This window comes from Paenibacillus sp. F024 (assembly GCF_057814255.1).
The window spans coordinates 37882-61277 of record NZ_JBVASZ010000025.1; the positions used below are offsets into that span (position 1 = coordinate 37882).

The window sequence follows — 23396 nt, forward strand, 5'->3', positions numbered from 1 at the left end:
GTTCGGTTAAAGAAGGGAGGAATGAAGCATGGGTCGCAGTTTGAAAAAAGGTCCATTTGTTGATGGGTATCTTTTGAAGAAAGTGGAAGCAATGAGCGGTGAGGGTACGAAAAGACAAGTAATCAAAACTTGGTCCCGTCGTTCCACGATTTTCCCGCAGTTCATCGGCCACACCTTTGCTGTATATGACGGCAAGAAGCATGTTCCGGTCTATGTGACTGAGGATATGGTCGGACATAAGCTTGGTGAATTTGCTCCAACCCGTACTTATAAAGGTCACGCCGGTGACGATAAGAAAACGGGCAAGCGCTAATAAATGATCGTGAATGAGATTGAGTTGTGAATGAGAGGAGGTACTTCCATGCAACAAGCTAAAGCCATTGCAAGATATGTTCGTGTTGCTCCCCGTAAAGTTCAATTGGTTGTTGATTTGATCCGCGGTAAGAAGGTAGGCGAAGCGATCGCAATTTTGCGTCATACGCCAAAGTCTGCTTCCCCGATCGTTGAGAAGCTTTTGAACTCGGCTATTGCCAATGCAGAGCACAACTACTCCCTGGATGTAAACAGCCTGGTAGTTGAGCAAGCTTATGTGAACCAAGGGCCAACCTTGAAGAGATTCCGTCCTCGCGCTATGGGTCGTGCGAGCCGCATTAATAAACGTACCAGCCACATTACATTAGTGGTATCTGAGAAATAAGGAGGGATAACGTGTGGGTCAAAAAGTAAACCCGGTAGGACTTAGAATTGGTATTATTCGCGACTGGGAATCCAAGTGGTACGCTGGCAAAGATTTCGGCGATCTGCTTATGGAGGACGTTAAAATCCGCGAATATTTGAAAACAAAGTTGAAAGAATCCGCTGTGTCCCGCATTGAAATCGAGCGTGCGGCAAACCGCGTGAACGTAACGATTCATACAGCTAAGCCTGGTATGGTTATCGGTAAGGGCGGTTCGGAAGTCGAGGTTATCCGCGGCTACCTGTCCAAGCTGACTAACGGCAAGAAAGTTCATATCAACATTTCGGAAGTTAAAAATTCGGATCTGGATGCGATTCTTGTAGCTGAAAGCATTGCACAACAGCTGGAGCGCCGTGTATCGTTCCGCCGTGCATTGAAACAAGCCATTCAAAGATCGATGAGAGCCGGAGCAAAAGGAATCAAAACATCGGTTAGCGGTCGTTTAGGCGGAGCGGAAATCGCCAGAACCGAAGGATACAGTGAGGGTACAGTTCCTCTTCATACTTTGCGTGCGGATATCGATTATGGTACAGCAGAAGCTCATACCACTTATGGTCGAATCGGCGTAAAAGTATGGATCTATCGTGGCGAAGTTCTTCCAACGGCTAAGAAAAAGGCTGCTACGGAAGGAGGCAACTAATCATGTTAGTCCCTAAACGTGTAAAACACCGCAAAGAGCACCGCGGCAACATGCGCGGCCGTGCAAAAGGCGGAGCAGAAGTACATTTTGGTGAATATGGTTTGCAGGCGATGGAGCCGGCTTGGGTAACCAACCGTCAAATCGAAGCTGCACGTATCGCCATGACCCGTTACATTAAGCGTGGCGGTAAGGTTTGGATCAAAATTTTCCCTGCCAAGCCTATTACCCAAAAGCCGCTTGAAGTCCGGATGGGTAGCGGTAAAGGTAACGTAGAAAAATGGGTTGCTGTCGTTAAACCGGGTAAGGTTATGTTTGAACTTGCCGGCGTCAGCGAAGAGATCGCCCGTGAAGCTATGCGTCTCGCCTCTCACAAGCTGCCAATCAAGACGAAGTTTGTGAAAAGAGAAGAATTGGGTGGTGAAGCAAATGAAAGCTAGTGAATTTCGCAACTTAACCACTGCTGAGATCGAACAAAAAGTTTCCGGATTTAAAGAGCAGCTCTTTAACCTCCGTTTTCAACTAGCTACAGGTCAACTGGAAAATCCCGTACAAATTCAAAAAGTCCGCAAAGATATTGCCCGGGCCAAGACGGTTTTGCGTGAAAGAGAATTGGGAATCACTAGTTAATGAATGAGAGAGGAGGATTTAAAAATGGCTGAACGCAACGAGCGTAAAACGCAGCAGGGTAAAGTCGTCAGCGACAAAATGGACAAAACCATCGTCGTCGCCGTTGAAACTTACAAAAAGCACGACCTCTACCATAAGCGCATTAAATACACGAAAAAATTCAAAGCTCATGACGAAAACAATGAAGCTCAAATCGGCGATGTTGTTGAAATCATGGAAACCCGTCCGCTCTCCAAAGACAAGCGCTGGAGATTGGTCAAAGTGGTCGAAAAAGCGGTTATCGTTTAATATAAGCACTTGGCATCAATTCCGGAAGGAGGGAATACACAATGATTCAACCATTTACTCGATTGAAAGTAGCTGACAACTCTGGTGCAAAATCGCTGATGTGTATCCGCGTGTTGGGTGGTACCGGACGTCGTACCGCTAACATCGGTGATCTGATCGTTTGCTCGGTGAAAGAAGCAACACCAGGCGGCGTTGTCAAAAAGGGTGATGTGGTTAAAGCTGTAGTTGTACGTACGAGACGCGGTGCGCGCCGTAAGGACGGATCCTACATCAGCTTTGACGAGAATGCAGCGGTTATCGTAAAAGAAGACAAGAGCCCACGGGGCACTCGTATCTTTGGACCGGTAGCTCGTGAACTTCGCGACAGAGACTTCATGAAAATCGTATCTCTGGCTCCAGAAGTTATCTAATGTCGTAATTGACATTCAATAAGGATGCTTACGAGGAAAGCATTCTTCCGAATGCCCTTAGGAGGTGGAAACACAATGCCAAAACAACCGAAGAAACTCGAGTCCCATAACAATAAACTTCACGTTAAAAAAGAAGACAAAGTGTTCGTTATTAGCGGTAAGGATAAAGGGAAAACGGGTCGCGTTATCGCAGCTTACCCTCGCGAAAACCGCGTGCTGGTCGAAGGTGTGAACATGATCAAGAAGCATGCCAAGCCTTCTCAGCAAAACCCGCAAGGAGGCATCCTTACTCAGGAAGCTCCGATTCACGTATCCAACGTGATGCTGGTTGATCCAAAGACAGGCGAGCCTACTCGTGTAGGTTACAAAGTGCTTGATAACGGCAAAAAAGTTCGCGTCGCGAAAAAATCCGGCGAGATTATCGATTAATAATTGGTAAGAAAGGAGGTACTCGGATTCATGGCTGCAAGAATGAAGGATCGTTTTCTGAACGAAATTACTCCTGCTTTGATGCAGAAGTTCAATTACACAACGGTAATGCAGGTTCCTAAGATTGAAAAAGTAGTGATCAACATGGGTGTTGGCGAAGCGGTTTCCAACTCCAAAGTGCTCGATACTGCTGTTCAAGATCTGCAAATGATTTCTGGTCAAAAACCGGTAATCACCAAAGCAAAAAAATCGATCGCAGGCTTTAAACTGCGTGAAAATATGCCGATCGGCGTGAAAGTAACACTCCGTGGCGAGCGTATGTATCATTTCTTAGACAAATTGTTCAACGTTGCTCTTCCTCGCGTGCGCGACTTCCGCGGCGTATCTACCAAAGCATTTGACGGCCGCGGTAACTATACGCTCGGTTTGAAAGAGCAGTTGATTTTCCCTGAGATTGAATACGATAAAGTGGACAAAGTCCGCGGTATGGATATCGTAATTGTAACTACAGCAAAAACGGATGAAGAATCCCGTGAATTGTTGACACAATTAGGCATGCCGTTTTCCAAATAATTGGGGCGGGCACTCGAGTGCCGGTTCCCACGGAAACCCTTGGAGGTGTAAACTGAAGTGGCAAAAACTTCGATGAAGATTAAGCAGCAGCGTCCTCCTAAATTTAAGGTGCAGGCCTATACGCGCTGCGAACGCTGCGGTCGTCCGCATTCCGTGCTTCGGAAATTTAAAATTTGCAGAATTTGCTTCCGCGAATTGGCATACAAAGGCCAGATTCCTGGCGTAAAGAAAGCAAGCTGGTAAAACTCATAGTTTCGGGAAGGAGGTTTACAACACATGGTTATGTCCGATCCAATTGCAGATATGCTTACACGCATTCGCAACGCTAACGTCGTTCGTCACGAGACTGTGGAAATTCCGGCTTCGAAGGTCAAAAGAGAAATCGCTGAGATCCTCAAGAAGGAAGGCTTCATTCGTGACGCTGAATATATCGAAGACAGCAAGCAAGGTATTATCCGCGTATTCTTGAAATACGGCCCTAACAACGAGCGCGTCATCACTGGTTTGAAAAGAATCAGCAAGCCAGGTCTGCGCGTATACGCGAAGAGCCAAGAGGTGCCTCGCGTACTGGGCGGTTTGGGAATCGCAATCCTGTCCACATCCAAAGGTGTGATGACGGATAAGGAAGCTCGTCAATCCAAAGCCGGCGGAGAAGTTATCTGCTACGTTTGGTAATATTGATTTTGAATGAACGGAGGTGCAAAACATGTCCCGTATTGGTCGCAAACCGATCACGATCCCAAGCGGAGTAGACGTGACTATTGATAACACATTGATTACGGTAAAAGGCCCTAAAGGCACTTTGAGCCGTGAGCTGCACAAAGATATGAAGATCAGCGTTGAGGACAATGTCCTTACGGTAGAACGCCCTTCTGATAATAAATTGCACCGTTCTCTTCATGGTACGACACGCAGTGTTGTGCAAAACATGGTGAGCGGAGTAACGGACGGATTTGCCAAGAATCTCGACTTGGTTGGCGTAGGTTACCGTGCGAACAAGTCCGGCAACAAGCTGGTCTTGAACGTAGGTTACTCGCATCCGGTAGAAATCGAGCCGGAAAACGGCATTGAATTCGAAGTTCCTTCGAACACGAAAATCATCGTCAAAGGAATCGATAAAGAGCTGGTAGGCGCAACTGCCGCTAAAGTTCGTTCCGTTCGTGAGCCTGAACCGTATAAAGGTAAAGGTATTAAGTACGAAGGCGAGCGTATTCTTCGTAAAGAAGGTAAAGCCGGTAAGAAGAAGTAAGGCCGCGTAATTCCTATTGCGTGATAATACTTCTGATCCAACTCGAAAGGAGTGACCCAAGAATGATTACCAAAGGCGATAAAAATAAAGCGCGTTTGAAAAGACATCTTCGCGTTCGTAAGAAAATTCAAGGAACGACTGAGCGTCCGCGTCTCAACATTTTTCGTTCCTCTAAGCATGTATATGCCCAATTGATCGATGACGTAAAAGGCGTAACGATCGCTTCCGCTTCCACGCAAGATAAGGAACTAAGAGAGGGCATCGCTAACGGCGGCAACGTCGAAGCTGCTACAAAGGTCGGCGCACTGATTGCAGAACGCGCCAAAAAAGCCGGTATCGAGAAAGTTGTTTTCGACCGCGGCGGATATTTGTATCACGGACGTATTAAAGCACTCGCAGACGCTGCTCGTGAAGCAGGTCTTGAATTCTAATCTAAATTTACACATAAGGAGGTAAAGGACTTGCGTATTGATCCCAATACTTTAGAGCTGACTGAAAAAGTCGTTCATATTAACCGCGTTGCTAAAGTAGTAAAAGGCGGTCGCCGTTTCAGCTTTAGCGCACTCGTGGTTGTAGGCGACGGCAAAGGTTGGGTAGGCGCTGGAATCGGTAAAGCTTCCGAGGTACCTGATGCGATTCGCAAAGGTATTGAAGATGCAAAGAAAAACCTGATTCACGTTCCTATCGTCGGAACTACAATTCCTCATTTGGTGACCGGACACTTCGGCGCAGGTAAAGTTCTTCTTAAACCTGCTTCCAAAGGTACAGGAGTAATCGCAGGCGGCCCGGTTCGTGCCGTACTCGAGCTGGCTGGCGTAGGCGACATTTTGACGAAGTCCCTCGGATCTTCGAACTCCATTAACATGGTCAACGCAACCCTGGAAGGCTTGAGCCGTCTGAAACGTGCGGAAGAAGTGGCTAAGCTTCGCGGTAAAACCGTTGAAGAACTCTTAGGTTAGGAGGGATACCATGGCTAAGCAATTGCAAATTACCCTCAAGCGCAGCCTGATCGGTCGTCCTGAGACTCAGCGTCGTACAGTTACGGCTTTGGGACTTCGCAAGCTGCATCAAACTGTAACACAAGCAGACAATGCCGCGATTCGCGGTATGGTTAACCAAGTAAGTCACTTGGTAGAAGTGAAAGAAATCGAAGCGTAACAGCTTACCATATAGCTAGAGGAGGTGCAAACGATGAAATTGCATGAGCTTACTTCTGCTCCCGGTTCTCGCAGTTCCCGCAAGCGTGTAGGACGCGGTGTGGGTAGCGGTATGGGGAAAACAGCAACTCGCGGTCACAAAGGTCAAAATGCGCGTTCCGGCGGCGGTGTTCGTCCGGGATTTGAGGGCGGTCAAAACCCGCTTTATCGTCGCTTGCCAAAACGTGGATTCAACAACCAATTCCGCAAGGAATTTGCTGTTGTTAACGTTGAGGATTTGAACAAATTTGCAGCGGGTACGGAAGTTACTCCGGAGACTTTACTTGAATCCGGCATCGTGAAAAATCCAAGAGACGGCATCAAAATCTTGGGTAACGGTGAAATCACGGTTAAATTGAACGTCAAGGCCAACAAATTCTCCCAATCTGCGGTAGAAAAAATTCAGGCTGCAGGCGGTCAAACCGAGGTGATTTAATGTTTCGTACCATATCCAATATTATGAAAGTAGAGGATCTGCGCAAGCGAATCATTTTCACCTTACTTGTGCTGATCGTCTACAGAATTGGTGCTTTTATTCCGGTACCTAACATCAACACAGACATTCTGAAGCTCCAAGACCATGCCAGCCAAGGCGGCGTGTTCGGTTTGCTTAATACTTTTTCGGGCGGCGCTTTGTTCCAATTCTCTATCTTTGCGATGGGGATCATGCCTTATATCACGGCATCGATCATTGTGCAACTGCTCTCCATGGATGTCATTCCTAGATTCGCCCAATGGGCGAAAGAAGGAGAAGTAGGCCGGAAGAAGTTAGGGCAAATTACCCGTTACGGGACCATCGTGCTGGGGATCATTCAAGCATTCGGGCTTGCGATCGGGTTTAATCGCCTATACACGGGATTGGTAATCAATCCGACCTTTGCGACCTATGCTTTGATTGCGATCGTCCTCACGGCGGGCACTGCTTTTCTGATGTGGTTAGGGGAACAAATCACCGAGAATGGCATTGGAAATGGTATTTCCATTATCATCTTTGCAGGCATCGTGGCTGCAATTCCGACAGGTATTCAGCAAATTTATCAAACGCAATTTGTTGATGCCGGCGGTGCGCTCTTCCTTAATGTAGTGAAGGTTGCGATCATTGTGCTCGTGATCATTGCATTGATTGCGGGTGTAATTTTCGTCCAACAGGGCGTTCGTAAAATCCCTGTTCAATACGCTAAGAGAGTAGTTGGCCGTAAAATGTTCGGAGGTCAATCGACGCATATTCCGCTTAAGGTTAATGCGGCAGGTGTCATTCCGGTTATCTTCGCACTTTCACTCTTGGTGTTTCCGCCGACAATCGCGAGCTTCTGGAGAGGCAATCCGGTTGCCGATTGGATCATCACGAATATGAGCTATACTCATCCGCTCGGGATGGTGCTGTATGTTTTGCTGATCATCGGATTCACTTACTTCTACACCTTTGTACAGATTAACCCTGTACAAATGGCGGACCAAATGAAGAAAAACGGCGGATACATTCCGGGAATTCGACCAGGCAAAACGACATCTGCTTATCTGACGCGGGTAATGACGAGAATTACTTTATCCGGGGCGCTTTTCCTGGCTGCCATTTCCATTCTTCCGATTTTGTTCGGTTCTTTGGCCGGCTTGCCGCAATCCGTACAGATCGGCGGCACTTCCTTGCTGATCGTCATCGGTGTAGGATTGGAAACGATGAAGCAAATCGAAAGCCAGTTAATCAAACGCCACTACAAAGGTTTCATTAACAAATAGTGAATAGGTACTGATAGCTGACTTCTAGAGCTATCGGCACCTATTGTGCTGTTAGCATCGAATGATGCAGTAGGGGAGGAAGTCGTGATGAACATCATCTTTATGGGGCCTCCTGGTGCAGGCAAAGGCACTCAGGCGGAACGAATCGTTGACGAGTTTCAAATCCCGCATATTTCGACCGGTGATGCGTTCAGGCTGGCGATGAAGCAGGAGACGCCGCTTGGAGTTGAGGCGAAGAAATATGTTGATCAAGGGTTGCTCGTCCCGGATGAAATTACGATCGGGATTGTTCGTGAAAGACTTGGGCAGCCGGACTGCAGTAAAGGATTTTTGCTTGACGGATTTCCCCGGACCATCTCCCAAGCGGAGGCGCTGGACGGTATTGCACAATCGCTGGGTAAAAGCATCGAGCATGTGATTAACCTGAAAGTGGACCGGGATTTACTGCTTGCCCGTTTAACGGGCCGCAGAATCTGCAAATCTTGTGGAGCTACGTATCATATCTTGTTTAACCCCCCTGCACGTGAGAATGTTTGCGACAAATGTTCTGGTGAATTGTATCAACGTTCGGATGATAACGAAGAAAAAGTAGGGACTCGTTTGGACGAGTATATCAATAAAACCGCTCCTCTTTTGGAGTACTATCGTAACAAGGGAATATTGCGTGAGGTTAACGGTGAGCAAGAGATAAATACGGTTACTGCACAAATCAGTTCACTATTGCGAGGGCAAGCGTAATGATCATTTGTAAGTCAGCAGCTGAATTGGAATTGATGCGGGAGGCTGGCCGCATTGTTGCGGATACCCACCGGCTGCTTCAAAAACACATTCAGCCCGATATTACAACCAAAGAGCTCGATCAAATCGCTGAAGAATATATCCGGAGTCAAGGCGCTATTCCGTCTTTTAAAGGTTACAATGGTTTTTCCGGAAGTATCTGTGCTTCTGTCAACGATGAATTGGTTCACGGCATACCCGGTCAACGAAAGCTGAAGGATGGCGACATTATTAGTATCGATATCGGTGCGCAATATAAGGGATATCATGGGGATTCGGCATGGACATACGGTGTCGGAACCATTTCCGATACGGCACGGAAGCTTCTGGAGGTGACCGAAAGGTCGCTGTATGCAGGGCTTGCCGAGGCTAAACCGGATGCCCGGCTGTACACGATTTCCAACGCCATTCAAAGGTGCATTGAGGATGAAGGTTTTTCAGTTGTCCGAGAGTATGTAGGACATGGGATTGGTACCGAGCTTCACGAGGAGCCGCAAATTCCTAACTATGGCCCGGCCGGTCACGGCCCGCGGCTTAAGCCCGGTATGGTGCTTGCGATCGAACCGATGGTCAATGTAGGGGAACGATATGTTCGAACCTTGGAAGACGATTGGACGGTCGTCACGGTGGATGGCACACTGTGCGCTCATTTCGAGCATACCATAGCGATTACGGCAGACGGTTACGAAATTTTGACGCTTCCCGGTAAGTAGGCTTTGCGATGGAACCATTGAATATGCCTTGCATCGGACAAATGGTAAGGGTGAATCGGGGACGTGATTCCGGGAAGTACGCCGTCATTATCGGCGTCGTAGACCAACGATACGTGTGGATTGCAGACGGCGACAAACGGAAATTCGATGAACCCAAGAAGAAAAATATCATTCATCTCGATCTCCTTCCGGCGGTCAGCTCAGAGGTAGCTGATAGTCTGCGTGAGACCGGACGAGTCACGAATGGCAAATTACGTTTTGCGCTCCACAAGATTGTGGACAATTTATCTGCAGAAGCGCTAGAGAAAGGAGAATGACTGTGGCCAAAGAAGATGTGATTGAAGTTGAAGGTACAGTGATTGAACCTCTTCCGAATGCAATGTTTAAAGTTGAACTGGAGAACGGTCATAAGATACTTGCTCATGTATCCGGGAAAATCAGAATGCACTTTATCCGGATCCTGCCCGGGGATAAGGTGACGGTTGAACTATCGCCTTATGATTTGACCAGAGGCCGTATAACCTATCGTTTTAAATAAATGTAATCCATACGAAGAAAGTTTGCTGTGCAAGCTCAGTATTGCTTACGAAGAAAGTTTGCTAGGCAAACTCTTAGGAGGTAACCACCATGAAGGTTAGACCATCGGTCAAGCCGATTTGCGAAAAATGCAAAGTCATTCGCCGCAAAGGGAACGTTATGGTAATCTGTGAAAATCCGAAGCACAAACAAAAACAAGGTTAAGGAGGTGCAGGTATAAATGGCACGTATTGCTGGTGTAGACTTACCTCGTGACAAGCGGGTAATCATCGCTTTGACTTACATTTTCGGCATCGGTAACACTACCGCTCAGAGAATTGTTGCTCAAACCGGTATTAATCCTGACACTCGCGTTCGCGATCTGACAGAGGATGAAGTAAGCAAAATCCGTGACGTGATCGACAAAACACTGAAAGTGGAAGGCGATCTGCGTCGTGAAATCGCATTGAACATTAAGCGTCTTATCGAGATCGGATGCTATCGTGGTGTTCGTCATCGTCGCGGCCTGCCTGTTCGCGGTCAACGGACTAAAACAAACGCTCGTACGCGTAAAGGTCCTCGTCGTACGGTAGCTAACAAGAAAAAATAGTAAAGGAGGTAGCGTATAAATGGCTAAACCAAAAAAAGTTGTTCGTACTAAACGTCGTGACCGGAAAAATATCGACTCCGGAGTGGCACATATCCGCTCCACGTTTAACAATACGATTGTTACTATTACAGACCCGCACGGGAACGCGATTTCTTGGGCTAGCGCCGGTAATCTTGGCTTTAAAGGCTCGCGTAAAAGCACTCCGTTTGCCGCTCAAATGGCTGCTGAGTCCGCTGCGAAAGCCGCTATGGAGCATGGGATGAAAGCTGTTGAAGTCATGGTTAAAGGACCGGGCGCAGGCCGTGAAGCTGCGATTCGTTCTCTTCAAGCCGCTGGGCTCGAAGTTAACCTGATCAAAGACGTGACTCCGATTCCTCATAACGGCTGCCGTCCTCCGAAACGCCGTCGTGTCTAATTCAGGATTGCTAAGCATGGTGGTATAATTATCCAAAAGCTGTGAATACTATTTGGATAGGCATACTGCACGTCTTATACGTCTTAAGTTATCCAGATGGAAACGACGTTTGAAGGAGGGTTAACCAATGATCGAAATCGAAAAGCCGAAAATAGAGACCGTACATTCAAGCGATGACGGCACCTACGGAAAGTTTGTCGTTGAGCCTTTGGAAAGAGGCTACGGAACTACACTGGGCAACTCTCTTCGCAGAATTCTGCTTTCGTCGTTGCCGGGTGCGGCTGTAACATCCGTGCAAATCGACGGGGTTCTGCATGAGTTCTCCACGGTTCCGGGTGTCATGGAAGATGTTACGGAGATAATCCTTAACCTTAAGGGGCTATCGTTAAAGATTCATTCCGATGAGGAGAAGGTTCTTGAGATCGATGCCGAAGGTGAAGGTGCTGTTGTGGCTGGCGATATTCGCGGCGATAGCGATGTGGAAATTCTGAATCCGGATTTGCACATTGCTACGCTTTCCTCCGATGCCCGGCTTCATATGAGAATTCATGCGAACCGTGGCCGCGGATACGTATCGGCGGATAAGAACAAGCGCGAGGACCAACTGATCGGCCTAATTCCGATTGATTCGATCTATACTCCGATCACCCGTGTCAATTACAGCGTGGAAAATACTCGCGTCGGTCAAGTCACCAACTATGATAAACTAACCCTCGAAGTATGGACCGATGGAAGTATCAGACCTGAAGAAGCCGTTAGCTTGGGTGCGAAAATCTTAACCGAGCATTTGATGCTGTTCGTGGGCTTGACCGATGAGGCGAAAGATGCGGAAATTATGGTTGAGAAGGAAGAGGACAAGAAGGAGAAGGTTCTTGAGATGACGATCGAGGAACTTGATCTTTCTGTGCGCTCCTACAACTGCCTGAAGCGTGCCGGCATCAACACGGTGCAGGAATTGATCACGAAAACGGAAGAAGATATGATGAAGGTTCGTAACTTGGGCCGCAAATCCTTGGAGGAAGTGCAAGAGAAGCTCGAAGAGCTTGGCCTTGGACTCCGCATGGAAGATTAATCCCAAGCAGGCGACTGTGACTAATTGAACAGAAGGAGGTTGCACACATGGCATACCAAAAGTTGGGTCGTGATTCCAGTGCGCGTAAAGCTTTGTTTCGTGACCTGGTAACCGACTTATTCATACATGAACGTATTCAAACGACGGAAGCAAAAGCGAAAGAGCTTCGCTCGATCGCAGAGAAGCTGATCACATTGGCTAAGCGCGGAGATCTGCATGCGCGTCGTCAAGTAGCTTCTTTCGTTCGCCGTGAAGCAGCGAACGAGAATCAAGATGCCATTCAGAAGCTTTTCTCCGATTTGGCTCCTCGCTATGCAGAACGTCAAGGTGGGTATACCCGCATTTTGAAGCTGGGTCCTCGCCGCGGCGATGCAGCACCAATGGTTTACTTGGAACTTGTAGACCGGGCTTAAGAGAAAAAAAGGATGGGAAAGGGTGGACGGGATCTTATGATTCTGATGAAACCCTTTTTTTTGTAGTCAGGTAAAGGTAAACGGAATTACGCACGGAGGGCTTGACCGTGAGGAACATTTGCATGACCGTCAGCTATGACGGTACCGCGTATAGTGGATTTCAGACGCAGCCGGGAAAAAACACGGTTCAAGACCGTCTTGAATATGCATTGCTGCGATTGACAGGGGAAGAACTGAAAATTATCGCATCAGGCCGGACGGATGCAGGGGTTCATGCAAAGGGTCAAGTCTTCAACTTCCACACCCATTCCCGCATACCGATTGAACGCCTTTGCCTTGCAATAAATTCTTGGCTTCCGCGGGATATTCTTGTATGGGAGGCAAAGCAGGTAGAGGATAGGTTTCATGCCAGGAGGTCTGCCAAGCGAAAGACATACCGGTATACGATCCGGTGCGGCAAATATGTCGATATCTTCAAAAGCCACCTGGAAGTGCACCATCCGACCCCGCTGTGCGTCGATTCGATGCGTGAAGGCTTACTTCAGTTGATAGGCGAACATGATTTTACATCGTTTTGTTCTACCAGAACCGTGGCTCCAAGCCATGTCAGGACGATTTATGATGCCTGGATCGAATGTGAACCGATGGATTCGGACCTGCAATCATTCGCTATGCATATCTATTTAACCGGCAACGGTTTTTTATATAACATGGTACGGATCATCGCCGGAACGCTCATCGATATCGGGGAAGGCAAGCGGCGAAGCTCTATGATGCAAAGCATCCTGGAGGGCAAAGACCGTTCATTGGCGGGACCTACCGCTATGCCGCACGGGTTGATGCTGTGGAAAGTTTTTTACGAATAAGACCCATTGCGGCCTTGATTACTGCAGCTAAATGTAGTACAATAACTATTGGTGTTTCTTGACTGGCTACCCCACGGCCCCGGGTCATGCAAACGACCATTTGACGATTGAATATACGAATGATAAACGATTGATTGTGATGAAGATAGATTTAGGAGGAACAATTACATGCGTACCACATATATGGCGAAGCCAAATGAAGTTGAACGCAAATGGTACATTATCGACGCTACGGACAAGACGCTTGGACGTCTGGCCAGCGAAGCGGCAAGTATCCTGCGCGGAAAGCATAAGCCTCAATTCACTCCGCATGTTGATACCGGCGATTTCGTCGTCATCATCAATGCAGAGAAAATCGTTCTGACAGGTAAGAAGCTGCAGAACAAAATGTACTACCGTCACTCCCTGCATCCGGGCGGTTTGAAAGTAACCTCCGCAGGAGATATGCTGAAGAACAAGCCGGAGCGCATGTTGGAATTGGCAATTCACGGTATGCTTCCAAAGAATCGTTTGGGCAACCGCATTAAGCTGAAGCTGAAAGTATATGCCGGTTCGGAGCATCCGCATCAAGCACAACAACCTGAAGTTTGGGAACTTCGCGGTTAATAAAGGGAGGACTGTCTTGTGGCACAAGTACAATATTATGGCACTGGTCGTCGTAAGCATTCGGTAGCACGCGTTCGCTTGGTACCGGGCGAAGGCCGTATCATTATCAATAAGCGTGATTTGAATGAATACTTTGGTTTGGAGACATTGAAACTGATCGTGAAGCAGCCTCTGAACCTCACGGATACTTTGACAAAATACGATGTGGTAGTATTGGCACACGGCGGCGGTATTTCCGGACAAGCCGGAGCTATCCGTCACGGAATTTCCCGTGCTTTGCTCAAAGTAGACCCTGAATATCGCGGCACTTTGAAAAAAGCCGGATTCCTGACTCGCGACCCTCGTATGAAAGAGCGTAAGAAATACGGCTTGAAAGCCGCTCGTCGCGCTCCTCAATTCTCGAAACGTTAATATTTGCGTATACAAAAACCTCTCCATTCATTTGGAGAGGTTTTTGTATGATGATAGATAATCAGTTAGCTCATTGTGGACTGAATGTGTTTCGGCTCGTATTCCCATTCTTTGCGTTCTACACGGCGTGGATAGGAAATGTGAATCCCGGACAATTTCAATTCATTGATGAGAGCCTTACGGATCTCTTTGCAGGCCGTCCAATAGTGATCATCTTTCACCAGGCTTGTGACGGTATATTTAGCTCCAAGAGCATTATTTTCTACATCCGTAATTCCATATAGCTGCGGCGGCTCGACGGCCTGACCTTTGTCATCTAACAGAAACATCTGAGGCATGGTTGCGATGAGGCGTGTAGAAATGGCATAAACGGCTTTTTCAATATCCGCCGTGTCTGTCTCGTAGGGAACCGTAATGTTGACAATGGCCCGCATGCGTTCCCGGTTATAGTTTTGACTGATGCGGATTTCTGAATTTTGAATGACTACGACATGCTGTGCCCAGGTGCGAATTTTGGTCGCTCTTAATCCTACGCTGACAACCGTCCCGTTAATTTGGCCGTTATTAATCGTTACATAATCTCCTACAGAAAATTGATCCTCGAAGATAATAAAAAAACCGGTAATCAAATCCTTCACAAGCGTTTGGGCGCCGAAGCCAACGGCCAATCCAATCACCCCGGCACCGGCAATAATGGGACCTACCTCCAATCCTACATTACTTAGACACATAAGGACGGCGATGATAAACAACACATATCTGGTGAATGAGAGCAGCAGGGATTCTAGGGTGTTTCTTTGCCTTAACTCCAATCGGCTTAGAATAAAAATGCGTGAAATTACAATTTTGCGTATCTTCAGCATGAACCAGGTCATCAGGATGATTAGCAAGAGAATACCCGATTTGTTTAAAAGCAGCAGCAGATTAGGCTCCCAAAAACTCCAGCTCCAATACTTCTCCAGATTTTCAACAGTTTCATAAGACAAGTCGTATCATACCTCCCAGTATAGAAATCTCTTCTAAATTGTACTTGAGTTGACGAAAATGCTCAAACTTCTTTCACAGAATAGGTCTTTTGGTAATAAAATAGGGTATACGCCCATAGCAAAAGAAAAAATTAATTTGACAAAAAGTCACGAAGAGTTATAATAAAAATCAAATACAATAAAGCGCATTAATTTACTCGGAATTAATTTTTAGGAGGCACTTATACTATGAATCTATTTGAGAAAGAAGAGCTTATTCGCCAAGCTGCGGAAGAATTTGAAAATAAAAGCCCTGAGGAACTTTTAGCCTTTGCGGTAGAAAGATTCCCGAATATCACTCTTGCCTGTAGTTTCGGAGCGGAAGATGTAGTCCTTGTCGACCTGCTCCAGAAGGTTAGCCCGAAAACCGATATTTTCTATCTTGATACGAATGTACATTTTAAAGAGACGTATGAGACCCGTGATCGTTTGCAGCAGCATTACGGCTTAGAATTCGTACAAGTACTTCCTAAATTGACTCTGGAAGAGCAAGCGGAGAAATTTGGTGAAGAATTGTGGAAGAGCGAGCCGACTCAATGCTGCAATATTCGTAAAGTTGATCCGCTCACCGATATCCTTAAAAATTATGATGCGTGGATTACGGGAATTCGCCGTGACCAGGCACCTACCCGTGCCAACTCTAAAAAAGTAGAGTACGATGTGAAGTTCGGGTTGGTCAAATTCAACCCGCTGGCAAGCTGGACTTCCGAGGATGTATGGAATTATATTCGTAATAACAATATTATTTATAACCCGCTGCATGACCGTAATTACCCAAGTATCGGATGCGAGCACTGCACACGTCAGGTAGCGCCGGGTGAAGACCCGAGAGCAGGTCGCTGGGCGGGCTTTGAGAAAACGGAATGCGGACTGCATAAATAAGACAGATCTTTCGGATCATAGGAGGAACGTAAGCAATGGGAGAAACCATTCAACCGCACGGCGGTACGTTAATTAGCCGCATCGTAGAGGGAGAGCAAAGAGAACGGCTGCTTGAGCATGCCAAGAGCTTGTTTCCGCTAAAAATCAACGCATGGACGATTTCAGACCTGGATTTGATCGGCGTAGGCGCTTTTTCCCCGTTGACCGGATTTATGGGGGAGCAGGATTATCAATCGGTTGTGGAACGGATGAGGCTAGCCGACGGGACAGTATGGAGCATCCCGATCACGCTGGGTATCGAGGACGCCGTTACGGAGGAGCTGGAGCTGGGGCAAGAGGTCGCTCTCGTAGGCGATAAGGACGGCGTTATTTACGGGATTATCAAAGTGGAGAGCATCTATAAAGTAGACCAGAAGTATGAGGCCGTCAAGGTATTTAAAACCGACGATACAGAGCATCCGGGCGTACAGAAGCTGTACACGAAGCCTGCCACTTATGTCGGAGGGCCTGTACAGGTTCTAAACCGTCCGAAGCCTGAGAAGTTCGAGGAGTTTTATTTTGACCCGGCCGAGACGCGTAAAATTTTCTCTGAAAAGGGCTGGAAGACGGTAGTAGGCTTCCAAACACGTAATCCGGTTCACCGTGCACACGAATATATCCAGAAAAGCGCGATGGAAATCGTTGATGCGCTGTTCTTGAATCCCCTTGTAGGCGAAACGAAATCGGATGACATTTCGGCTGATGTTCGGATGCGCAGCTATTTGGTTTTGCTTGAAAATTACTATCCGAAGGATCGTACATTTTTGGGGGTATTCCCTGCGGCTATGCGTTATGCAGGCCCTCGTGAAGCCATCTTCCATGCGATGGTCCGCAAAAACTACGGCTGCACGCATTTCATCGTTGGACGCGACCATGCAGGCGTAGGCGACTATTACGGTACTTATGAAGCGCAGGAAATTTTCAGCAACTTCACCGTAGAAGAGCTTGGAATTACACCGTTATTCTTTGAACACAGCTTTTTCTGTACCAAATGCGGCAATATGGCTTCGAGTAAAACTTGCCCGCACGGCAAAGAAGACCACCTTCATTTGTCGGGAACCAAAGTGCGCGCGCTTCTGCGCGACGGTGAATGCCCGCCGCCGCAATTCACGCGCCCGGAAGTGGCACAAGTGCTCATCGAAGGTATGAAAGAACCTGAATATCAGGTATAAGCGGCTGGTCTAAATATCCACCTCGTCCCATAAGATGAAAGTGAGTCTATGGGATGCGAGGTGGATTTTTCATGTTCCGAAGAAGAAAGAGGGTTGTGATATGGATGACCATGCACGGCGGAATCAAAATTGTAATGTCCGCTATACTGGTCGCTCTTATGATGTTCATGTTGACTTATGAGCTCCCCTCTACAAAAACATGGACTTACTGGACAATGCCTCTTTCAGGTAAAATCATAGCTTTGGATGCAGGACACGGAGGGGTCGATGGTGGCGCCCGAAGTAAAGACGGTCTGGATGAAAAGGACGTAAATCTGGCAATCACGAAGTATTTGCGGGATTATTTGCAGCAGGCGGGAGCGCTGGTGGTGATGACGCGTGAGGATGACAGGGACCTGGCGGACCCGTCGACCAAGGGCTACAGCCGCCGCAAAACAGAGGACCTGTTGAAACGGGCAGAATTCATCTCTCAATCCAAGACCGATTTATTTGTAAGCATTCACTTAAACAGCATACCATCGACAAAATGGTCCGGCGCACAAACGTTCTTTTATCCAAATCATGCCGATAATGCTGCACTGGCTGCCTTAATTCAAGATGAGCTCAAGAAAAATTTGAAGAATACCGATCGGGTGGCCAAGCAAGCAGATAAGGACATTTTTTTATTGAAAACACTCCAGATCCCGAGTGCTTTAATAGAGGTCGGCTTTTTGTCCAACCCAGGGGAAGCGGCTTTATTAAAAGATCCATCGTATCAGAAAAAAGTGGCGGCAGCGGTCTATCAAGGGATACTTCGCTACTATTCCGGGGAAAAAGTGGGAACGGGCTGATTTTGTGTTATAATAAGTACCAGTGTACATAACAATTAACGGCTGAGGTGACGATGTGGTAAACAAAGAACAGTTGCTGGCTTCGGTAGGCCAGTTGAAGGATCCTGAATACGACAGAGGTTTAGCCGATTTGAATTTTATCCGGGATATTATGATCAAGGAAAATCGCGTATCGGCTACGGTACTGCTTTCCATTGAGAGCGATGAATATAAGGAGCGGCTGCGGCAGGAAATAACGGAGGCCTTCACAAAAGCCGGTTCGGAACAGGTGCATCTCCGTTTCCGCCCGCTTTCCGATTTTGAACGCAGTGAAGCGGCGCGTAAGGTTCAAGAATCGGGCGGTACGTCTGAGGCGAAAGCTGCTGCTCCGGGCGCTGCGAACACGGCTGTCAATATCTTGGATCCGCAATCGGGAGTGAAATTTATTGCCGTTGCAAGCGGTAAAGGCGGCGTTGGCAAATCGACCGTGACGGTGAATTTGGCTGTTGCTTTAGCAAGACTCGGCAAGAAGGTCGGTCTGGTTGATGCCGATATATACGGCTTCAGCGTTCCCGACATGATGGGAATCGAAGAGCGCCCTCAGGCGATTGAGAACCGAATTGCTCCTGTAGAGCGTTTTGGCGTGAAGGTCATTTCGATGGGGTTCTTCGTGGAGGAGAATACGCCGGTCATTTGGCGAGGTCCGATGCTTGGCAAGATGCTTCGCAACTTTTTCAGCGAGGTCGATTGGGGGGCGCTGGATTATATTCTTCTCGATTTGCCGCCGGGTACGGGAGACGTTGCTCTTGATGTCCATCAGATGATTCCTCAAAGCAAGGAAATCATCGTTACAACACCGCATGCCACTGCCGCATTCGTAGCGGCTAGAGCCGGAGCCATGGCTCTTCATACCAATCACGAAATTCTCGGTGTCGTAGAGAATATGTCTTATTATGCCTGCAGTAAATGCGGAAACAAGGATTATGTGTTCGGCCGCGGCGGAGGAGCGAAGCTTGCAGAAGAGCTGCATACCAGCCTTTTAGCTCAAATTCCGCTCGGAGTACCGGACAACCATGTTTCAGAGCCGGACTATTCGCCTTCGGTTTATAAAGCAGATACGGAAACCGGACAAATTTACAAAGAAATGGCACAGCAAGTGATTCGTAAGCTAGAAGGATAAAAGACAGGCCTTAGGCCTGTCTTGTTTTTTTAGCCGCCTTGACCACCGCCGCCGCCGCCACCGCCGCCGCCACCTTGACCGCCGCCGCCCTGGCCACCGCCGCCTTGGCCTCCACCTTGGCCACCGCCACCTTGCTGTCCTTGTTTAGGAGTAGACTCTTCCTGAAGAACCTTCTTCAATAAATCCATCATTTCCATACGAAACAAAGGACTTTGCATCGATTCTTGAATGACCGTCTTCATTTGAGTTCGGTAAGGTGTGCCTTTGATCGTTTCGAGCAGCATATTTTCAAAATCGGGGCTTTTCATGGCATCCATCATCTGCTTTTGATATTCCGGGTCCTTCATTAAATCCTTTTGCAGCTGCTTCATATTCTTTTCAATCGCTTTTGCAAACTGGCCGGCAAATTTCGGGTCCGTAATCATTTTTTGCAGAAACTGGTTTTTATCTGTATCGACCAGTACATCTTTCACAGCCAATTGCAATTGCTGCGTATCACCTGCAGAAAGGACTTGAAGCTTACTGTTCTCTTGAATCGTAGCTTCCTGAATAGCTTTCCGGCCGTCTTCCGTCTTCAGGATGTCGAGTACCATGGATTTGGTATCCTTATAGTTGGCGCCGCCGCTGCCGGATGAAGCTTGAGTCTCCGAACCGCAAGCCGTTAAGAAGCCGACGATCAGAAGAACGGGAACTACACGGATCCATCGAGCGATCATCAGTCAGGTCTCCTTTCTTATCATTTTAGCCATAGTATTTGTAATGGATGGCGGGATTAACACAATTGTCGTTAGCTTTTTATTGTGAAGGTTGGTACAATTAACTGTTGAAATGACATATTGGAGGTTTGCGGTTGTGACAATAAGAAAATGGTTCTACCTCTTTTGGACCACTCTATTGGTTGGGGCGGTCACTGCCATTGCTACAGGGCTTATGTTGCAGTTATCGGATCAACAGGTAGCTCTTGGCGGCAAGGAAATTGGATTCAGCATGTTAACCATGCTTCTTGGCGGCGCCACGATCAGCGTTCTTAGCCAGATGGGCTTTTTTGCATATCTTATTATTCGCTTTCTTTTCATGGGGATGTTTCGCAGCAAATGGATTTGGGATATGCTTCAAGTAATCATTATTGTCATTGTGTTGTTTGATTTGGTTTATTTACGGTATGCACAAAGCGATGGGCAGTCGGCATGGATGGGCTATTTGGTGCTTCCCGTTATACTTACAATCGCCTCGATGATTGTATCCTGGTGGAAAGTAAGGCTGACGAATCAAAACGCATGGATTCCCACATTGTTTTTCATGATAGCGGTCACAGCGATCGAAGCGATCCCATCGCTTCGCTTGGATAATCCGCCATCCACTGTTTTTATGTTGGTTCCGCTGTTTGCTTGCAATGCATGGCAAATTTTGATCTTATCCAAAGTGCTTCAAAACAATAAAGAGCCGCTGTAACGGCTCTTATGTTATAAGGTCAGAATTTGCAAGTTTAATCCGGAGAATCGCGGTGCTGTATATTTCAAGAAGCTTCAGCTCAAAATCGAATGATTTTGCGAACAGAAGCAGAAGCTTTTCATGATTGGTCTCATTTGATTTCAATGAATTTGTTTCTGGAGGGTATCCTCTACGGGCGGTTTATTGTTCACTTGTGCCAGTTTCATAAGCTGGCTGACCGAGACAAAATCAAACCCTTTCTCCCGCAGCTTATCAATAATGACTGGAAGGGCTTCATGAGTTTGCTTGGAGGAATCGCTGGCATGCAGCAGGATGATGTCACCCGGATGAGCTTTAGTCACCACGCGGTTGATGATATTGTTTACCCCCGGGTTTTGCCAATCCATGGAATCGGTATCCCACTGTATGACGGAATAGTTCAACTCTTCTGCAATTCGGAGGACGCGCTTATCGAAATCGCCGTTGGGTAATCGAATTAGCTGCGGGGAGAACCCGGTAACTTCGTTCAATATTTGGTGTGCCGTACGAATTTGAGTGCGGATCTCTTCGTCGTTCAAGCTGCTGTAATTGACGTGTTTATGACCGTGACTGCCGACTTCCCAGCCGCCTTTCACAATTTTATCCACAATTTCCGGATGCTCCTTGCTCCAGGGCGAAGACAGGAAGAAGGTGGCGTTTTTAACCCCTTTATCTTCAAGTACTTTGAGAATGGGTTCGGTCCGTTTGTCCCCCCAGCTGATATCGAAGGTCAGAGCAACGACCTTTTTGTCCGTGGCCACGCTATACACGGCGGAGGGCTTGGTTTGCGTAAATACGGAAACATTTTCTCTTTCCGAGTAAATGATTCCGGCAGCGAACAGGATCGCTACCGTAATGATCAGCGCCTGTTTAAGCTTTTTGCCGTTGAAGACATAAAAATAATTCACATGCTTGGCCTCCTTTGCCCATCTCGAATCGAAAGGCTTGTTTAATCACTATTAGTAACAATGTATGCTCGTACCAATAACTTATGCTTAAAACGGAGGGGTTGCAGATGAAGTGGAAGGATGCCGTAGAACAAATCAAATTGATGAAGCACTATTTTATCGCTTCCGCGCTGGTGTTTCTGGCAGGCATGCTGATGGGCGCTTTGTACTCGGAACAATTTCAAGCTTTTATTAATACCCAATTGGAAGCATTGAGACGAATTACAGAGACGATATCGGAAAAACCGAATCAGCAGTTGTCGTTATTCTGGTTAATTTTTTGGAATAATGCATCCAAGTCGCTGCTCGTTATAGTCATGGGTGTGCTCTTTGGCATTTTTCCCTTATTCTTCTTGATCGTTAACGGTCTTCTTCTCGGATATATAACGGTGGCAGCCGCGCAAAAAGAATCTTGGCTCTTTGTCATCAAGGCCATTGCGCCGCATGGAATACTAGAGCTTCCGGCGATTATTGTCGCATGTGCTTTTGGGCTCCGGCTGGGCATGCTGCTGCTCAAAATGTTTCTGTCCATCTTTAGTCCTGCACGCTCTCAGCAAGTTAAAGAACAGCTTCGCGCATTCGTTAAAGCGCTGGTTCCGATTAGTGTGATGCTGGTGCTTGTATTATTCGTCGCGGCTTTAATTGAAAGTACATTCACGCTATGGCTTGTACAAACATAAATAAAATGGTTCCGGCTCATAAATATTCCAAAAACTGTGCATAACAATAAAACGAGCAAGATGTTTTTGGAGGTCATGGGTTTGCAATGAAAGTGCCGACCTTCTTCGGGGTTAATGATCTGCACTTCCACTGCAGCCCTTTTTGTGTCTCCTCATATTATGCTGAAAGGGGCAGCGCCGCCCATGTTGGGTTTCCTATTCAATGAACGGGAATGCAGAGAGCTGGATTATGTATTGCGTAAAGAGCTGGACGAGATGCTTTTTGATTTGAATGATAAAAGGATTGATTCCGATATTAAAAAGGCGATTGAATCGAGATATAAGGTGATCTTTCGTATGTATGCACGATTAGCTTCCCCTAAAGAAATTTTGAGGTATGCGAGAAATCGTATGCATCATTAAAAAATTTCATTTAAATGACTTGACTTCAGGGGACGGGATATGATAATTTATAACTCGTTCTCCTTATGCCGTGCAGGCTGGTTGAAAAAAAGAAACAAAAAAAGCTTGCAATGAGATAGGTGAATGTGGTATATTATAAAAGTCGCCGCTAAACAAGGTGACACCAAGCGACAAAGTTTGTAGCTGTTTCTGCAATGAGGCTTTGTCGAAGAAATTGCCCTTTGAAAACTGAACAACGAGTGAGTGCTTTAAATAGAGAATCGTATGATTCTCGCCAGTTTTAAATTTTGAGCTATATCGACTCAACTTTAATGGAGAGTTTGATCCTGGCTCAGGACGAACGCTGGCGGCGTGCCTAATACATGCAAGTCGAGCGGACTTATCCTTCGGGATAAGTTAGCGGCGGACGGGTGAGTAACACGTAGGCAACCTGCCTGTAAGATCGGGATAACTACCGGAAACGGTAGCTAAGACCGGATAGGTGGTTTTCTCGCATGAGAAGATCA

Annotated in this window: 39 protein-coding genes and 1 rRNA gene; 37 read left to right on the forward strand and 3 right to left on the reverse strand. The window is 47.1% G+C overall.

Going from position 1 to position 23396, the window contains the following annotated elements:
- Positions 1-28: 28 nt before the first annotated feature.
- The 29 genes from rpsS to rpsI all read left to right on the forward strand — a co-directional run bounded on the left by rpsS (position 29) and on the right by rpsI (position 14284).
- Complete coding sequence (gene rpsS / locus ACZYR9_RS20770; RefSeq protein WP_488980372.1) at positions 29-313, forward strand: 30S ribosomal protein S19; 285 nt, start codon at positions 29-31, stop codon at positions 311-313.
- A gap of 48 nt (positions 314-361) precedes the next feature.
- Entirely contained in the window at positions 362-697 is a 336-nt protein-coding gene (gene rplV, locus ACZYR9_RS20775; RefSeq protein WP_488980373.1) for a 50S ribosomal protein L22, read from the forward strand.
- Positions 698-710: 13 nt separating this feature from the next.
- Positions 711-1376: a 30S ribosomal protein S3 gene (gene rpsC / locus ACZYR9_RS20780; RefSeq protein ID WP_488980374.1), complete on the forward strand. Its 666-nt coding sequence runs from the start codon at positions 711-713 to the stop codon at positions 1374-1376.
- 2 nt (positions 1377-1378) lie between these two features.
- The gene (gene rplP, locus ACZYR9_RS20785; protein ID WP_488980375.1) at positions 1379-1813 is read left to right on the forward strand and encodes a 50S ribosomal protein L16; all 435 of its coding nucleotides are present in this window, start codon (positions 1379-1381) and stop codon (positions 1811-1813) included.
- Positions 1803-2003, forward strand: coding sequence for a 50S ribosomal protein L29 (rpmC, locus tag ACZYR9_RS20790; RefSeq protein WP_488980376.1), 201 nt, complete (start codon positions 1803-1805; stop codon positions 2001-2003). Before rplP ends, rpmC begins: the two co-directional genes overlap by 11 nt.
- A 24-nt stretch (positions 2004-2027) precedes the next feature.
- Positions 2028-2291, forward strand: coding sequence for a 30S ribosomal protein S17 (rpsQ, locus tag ACZYR9_RS20795; protein ID WP_488980377.1), 264 nt, complete (start codon positions 2028-2030; stop codon positions 2289-2291).
- Positions 2292-2332: 41 nt separating this feature from the next.
- Positions 2333-2701 carry a 50S ribosomal protein L14 gene (gene rplN, locus ACZYR9_RS20800; RefSeq protein ID WP_054818720.1) on the forward strand — a complete coding sequence of 123 codons (369 nt, stop codon included), beginning with the start codon at positions 2333-2335 and terminating at the stop codon, positions 2699-2701.
- A 75-nt stretch (positions 2702-2776) separates the two neighbouring features.
- The gene (gene rplX / locus ACZYR9_RS20805) at positions 2777-3130 is read left to right on the forward strand and encodes a 50S ribosomal protein L24 (protein WP_488980378.1); all 354 of its coding nucleotides are present in this window, start codon (positions 2777-2779) and stop codon (positions 3128-3130) included.
- A gap of 30 nt (positions 3131-3160) precedes the next feature.
- Positions 3161-3703 carry a 50S ribosomal protein L5 gene (gene rplE / locus ACZYR9_RS20810; protein WP_488980379.1) on the forward strand — a complete coding sequence of 181 codons (543 nt, stop codon included), beginning with the start codon at positions 3161-3163 and terminating at the stop codon, positions 3701-3703.
- 57 nt (positions 3704-3760) lie between these two features.
- The gene (locus tag ACZYR9_RS20815; RefSeq protein ID WP_010498863.1) at positions 3761-3946 is read left to right on the forward strand and encodes a type Z 30S ribosomal protein S14; all 186 of its coding nucleotides are present in this window, start codon (positions 3761-3763) and stop codon (positions 3944-3946) included.
- 33 nt (positions 3947-3979) lie between these two features.
- Positions 3980-4378, forward strand: a complete 399-nt coding sequence (gene rpsH / locus ACZYR9_RS20820) for a 30S ribosomal protein S8 (RefSeq protein ID WP_488980380.1) — start codon at positions 3980-3982, stop codon at positions 4376-4378.
- Between the two features lie 31 nt (positions 4379-4409).
- Positions 4410-4952, forward strand: coding sequence for a 50S ribosomal protein L6 (gene rplF / locus ACZYR9_RS20825; protein WP_488980381.1), 543 nt, complete (start codon positions 4410-4412; stop codon positions 4950-4952).
- Between the two features lie 62 nt (positions 4953-5014).
- Positions 5015-5383 carry a 50S ribosomal protein L18 gene (gene rplR, locus ACZYR9_RS20830; RefSeq protein ID WP_488980382.1) on the forward strand — a complete coding sequence of 123 codons (369 nt, stop codon included), beginning with the start codon at positions 5015-5017 and terminating at the stop codon, positions 5381-5383.
- Between the two features lie 30 nt (positions 5384-5413).
- Positions 5414-5911, forward strand: coding sequence for a 30S ribosomal protein S5 (gene rpsE, locus ACZYR9_RS20835; protein WP_488980383.1), 498 nt, complete (start codon positions 5414-5416; stop codon positions 5909-5911).
- Between the two features lie 10 nt (positions 5912-5921).
- Positions 5922-6110: a 50S ribosomal protein L30 gene (gene rpmD / locus ACZYR9_RS20840; protein ID WP_488980384.1), complete on the forward strand. Its 189-nt coding sequence runs from the start codon at positions 5922-5924 to the stop codon at positions 6108-6110.
- A gap of 33 nt (positions 6111-6143) precedes the next feature.
- On the forward strand, positions 6144-6584 hold the full coding sequence (gene rplO / locus ACZYR9_RS20845; protein WP_488980385.1) for a 50S ribosomal protein L15: 441 nt from the start codon (positions 6144-6146) through the stop codon (positions 6582-6584).
- Positions 6584-7885 (forward strand): preprotein translocase subunit SecY, encoded by a 1302-nt coding sequence (gene secY, locus ACZYR9_RS20850; RefSeq protein ID WP_488980386.1) that lies wholly within the window; start codon positions 6584-6586, stop codon positions 7883-7885. The genes rplO and secY overlap by 1 nt, the downstream gene beginning before the upstream one ends.
- Positions 7886-7972: 87 nt before the next feature.
- Complete coding sequence (locus ACZYR9_RS20855) at positions 7973-8623, forward strand: adenylate kinase (protein WP_488980387.1); 651 nt, start codon at positions 7973-7975, stop codon at positions 8621-8623.
- A complete protein-coding gene (gene map / locus ACZYR9_RS20860; protein ID WP_488980388.1) occupies positions 8623-9375 on the forward strand; it encodes a type I methionyl aminopeptidase in 753 nt (250 codons plus the stop codon). The genes ACZYR9_RS20855 and map overlap by 1 nt, the downstream gene beginning before the upstream one ends.
- 8 nt (positions 9376-9383) lie before the next feature.
- Positions 9384-9692, forward strand: a complete 309-nt coding sequence (locus ACZYR9_RS20865) for a hypothetical protein (protein ID WP_488980389.1) — start codon at positions 9384-9386, stop codon at positions 9690-9692.
- A gap of 2 nt (positions 9693-9694) precedes the next feature.
- On the forward strand, positions 9695-9913 hold the full coding sequence (gene infA, locus ACZYR9_RS20870) for a translation initiation factor IF-1 (protein WP_009676800.1): 219 nt from the start codon (positions 9695-9697) through the stop codon (positions 9911-9913).
- An 89-nt stretch (positions 9914-10002) separates the two neighbouring features.
- Positions 10003-10116, forward strand: coding sequence for a 50S ribosomal protein L36 (gene rpmJ, locus ACZYR9_RS20875; RefSeq protein ID WP_003333770.1), 114 nt, complete (start codon positions 10003-10005; stop codon positions 10114-10116).
- Positions 10117-10132: 16 nt separating this feature from the next.
- Positions 10133-10501, forward strand: coding sequence for a 30S ribosomal protein S13 (rpsM, locus tag ACZYR9_RS20880; protein WP_488980390.1), 369 nt, complete (start codon positions 10133-10135; stop codon positions 10499-10501).
- A gap of 19 nt (positions 10502-10520) precedes the next feature.
- The gene (rpsK, locus tag ACZYR9_RS20885; protein ID WP_013921137.1) at positions 10521-10916 is read left to right on the forward strand and encodes a 30S ribosomal protein S11; all 396 of its coding nucleotides are present in this window, start codon (positions 10521-10523) and stop codon (positions 10914-10916) included.
- Between the two features lie 127 nt (positions 10917-11043).
- On the forward strand, positions 11044-11988 hold the full coding sequence (locus ACZYR9_RS20890; RefSeq protein ID WP_488980391.1) for a DNA-directed RNA polymerase subunit alpha: 945 nt from the start codon (positions 11044-11046) through the stop codon (positions 11986-11988).
- Positions 11989-12035: 47 nt separating this feature from the next.
- The gene (gene rplQ, locus ACZYR9_RS20895) at positions 12036-12401 is read left to right on the forward strand and encodes a 50S ribosomal protein L17 (RefSeq protein WP_010498832.1); all 366 of its coding nucleotides are present in this window, start codon (positions 12036-12038) and stop codon (positions 12399-12401) included.
- Between the two features lie 107 nt (positions 12402-12508).
- Positions 12509-13267, forward strand: a complete 759-nt coding sequence (gene truA / locus ACZYR9_RS20900) for a tRNA pseudouridine(38-40) synthase TruA (protein ID WP_488980392.1) — start codon at positions 12509-12511, stop codon at positions 13265-13267.
- A gap of 168 nt (positions 13268-13435) precedes the next feature.
- Positions 13436-13873 carry a 50S ribosomal protein L13 gene (gene rplM, locus ACZYR9_RS20905; protein WP_488980393.1) on the forward strand — a complete coding sequence of 146 codons (438 nt, stop codon included), beginning with the start codon at positions 13436-13438 and terminating at the stop codon, positions 13871-13873.
- A gap of 18 nt (positions 13874-13891) precedes the next feature.
- On the forward strand, positions 13892-14284 hold the full coding sequence (rpsI, locus tag ACZYR9_RS20910; protein ID WP_488980394.1) for a 30S ribosomal protein S9: 393 nt from the start codon (positions 13892-13894) through the stop codon (positions 14282-14284).
- Positions 14285-14349: 65 nt separating this feature from the next.
- Here the strand turns inward: rpsI and ACZYR9_RS20915 are convergent, their stop codons facing one another.
- Positions 14350-15270: a mechanosensitive ion channel family protein gene (locus ACZYR9_RS20915; protein WP_488980395.1), complete on the reverse strand. Its 921-nt coding sequence runs from the start codon at positions 15268-15270 to the stop codon at positions 14350-14352.
- Between the two features lie 228 nt (positions 15271-15498).
- Here ACZYR9_RS20915 and ACZYR9_RS20920 point away from each other — a divergent pair, with 228 nt between their 5' ends.
- The 4 genes from ACZYR9_RS20920 to ACZYR9_RS20935 all read left to right on the forward strand — a co-directional run bounded on the left by ACZYR9_RS20920 (position 15499) and on the right by ACZYR9_RS20935 (position 19391).
- Positions 15499-16191: a phosphoadenylyl-sulfate reductase gene (locus ACZYR9_RS20920; RefSeq protein ID WP_488980396.1), complete on the forward strand. Its 693-nt coding sequence runs from the start codon at positions 15499-15501 to the stop codon at positions 16189-16191.
- 35 nt (positions 16192-16226) lie between these two features.
- A complete protein-coding gene (gene sat, locus ACZYR9_RS20925) occupies positions 16227-17402 on the forward strand; it encodes a sulfate adenylyltransferase (protein WP_488980397.1) in 1176 nt (391 codons plus the stop codon).
- A 71-nt stretch (positions 17403-17473) separates the two neighbouring features.
- Positions 17474-18232, forward strand: a complete 759-nt coding sequence (cwlD, locus tag ACZYR9_RS20930; protein WP_488980398.1) for an N-acetylmuramoyl-L-alanine amidase CwlD — start codon at positions 17474-17476, stop codon at positions 18230-18232.
- A 55-nt stretch (positions 18233-18287) separates the two neighbouring features.
- A complete protein-coding gene (locus ACZYR9_RS20935; protein WP_488980399.1) occupies positions 18288-19391 on the forward strand; it encodes an Mrp/NBP35 family ATP-binding protein in 1104 nt (367 codons plus the stop codon).
- Between the two features lie 29 nt (positions 19392-19420).
- Here the strand turns inward: ACZYR9_RS20935 and gerD are convergent, their stop codons facing one another.
- Complete coding sequence (gene gerD / locus ACZYR9_RS20940; protein ID WP_488980400.1) at positions 19421-20107, reverse strand: spore germination lipoprotein GerD; 687 nt, start codon at positions 20105-20107, stop codon at positions 19421-19423.
- A 136-nt stretch (positions 20108-20243) separates the two neighbouring features.
- Here gerD and ACZYR9_RS20945 point away from each other — a divergent pair, with 136 nt between their 5' ends.
- Entirely contained in the window at positions 20244-20843 is a 600-nt protein-coding gene (locus ACZYR9_RS20945) for a KinB-signaling pathway activation protein (protein ID WP_488980401.1), read from the forward strand.
- Between the two features lie 140 nt (positions 20844-20983).
- Here ACZYR9_RS20945 and pdaB read toward each other — a convergent pair whose 3' ends face one another.
- Complete coding sequence (pdaB, locus tag ACZYR9_RS20950; protein WP_488980402.1) at positions 20984-21769, reverse strand: polysaccharide deacetylase family sporulation protein PdaB; 786 nt, start codon at positions 21767-21769, stop codon at positions 20984-20986.
- Positions 21770-21876: 107 nt separating this feature from the next.
- On the opposite strand from pdaB, the gene ACZYR9_RS20955 reads away from it, so the two are divergent.
- The 3 genes from ACZYR9_RS20955 to ACZYR9_RS20965 all read left to right on the forward strand — a co-directional run.
- Positions 21877-22488, forward strand: a complete 612-nt coding sequence (locus tag ACZYR9_RS20955) for a stage II sporulation protein M (RefSeq protein WP_488980403.1) — start codon at positions 21877-21879, stop codon at positions 22486-22488.
- 183 nt (positions 22489-22671) lie between these two features.
- Positions 22672-22890 (forward strand): hypothetical protein, encoded by a 219-nt coding sequence (locus ACZYR9_RS20960; RefSeq protein ID WP_488980404.1) that lies wholly within the window; start codon positions 22672-22674, stop codon positions 22888-22890.
- Positions 22891-23198: 308 nt separating this feature from the next.
- A 16S ribosomal RNA gene (locus ACZYR9_RS20965) occupies positions 23199-23396 on the forward strand; the annotation flags it as partial.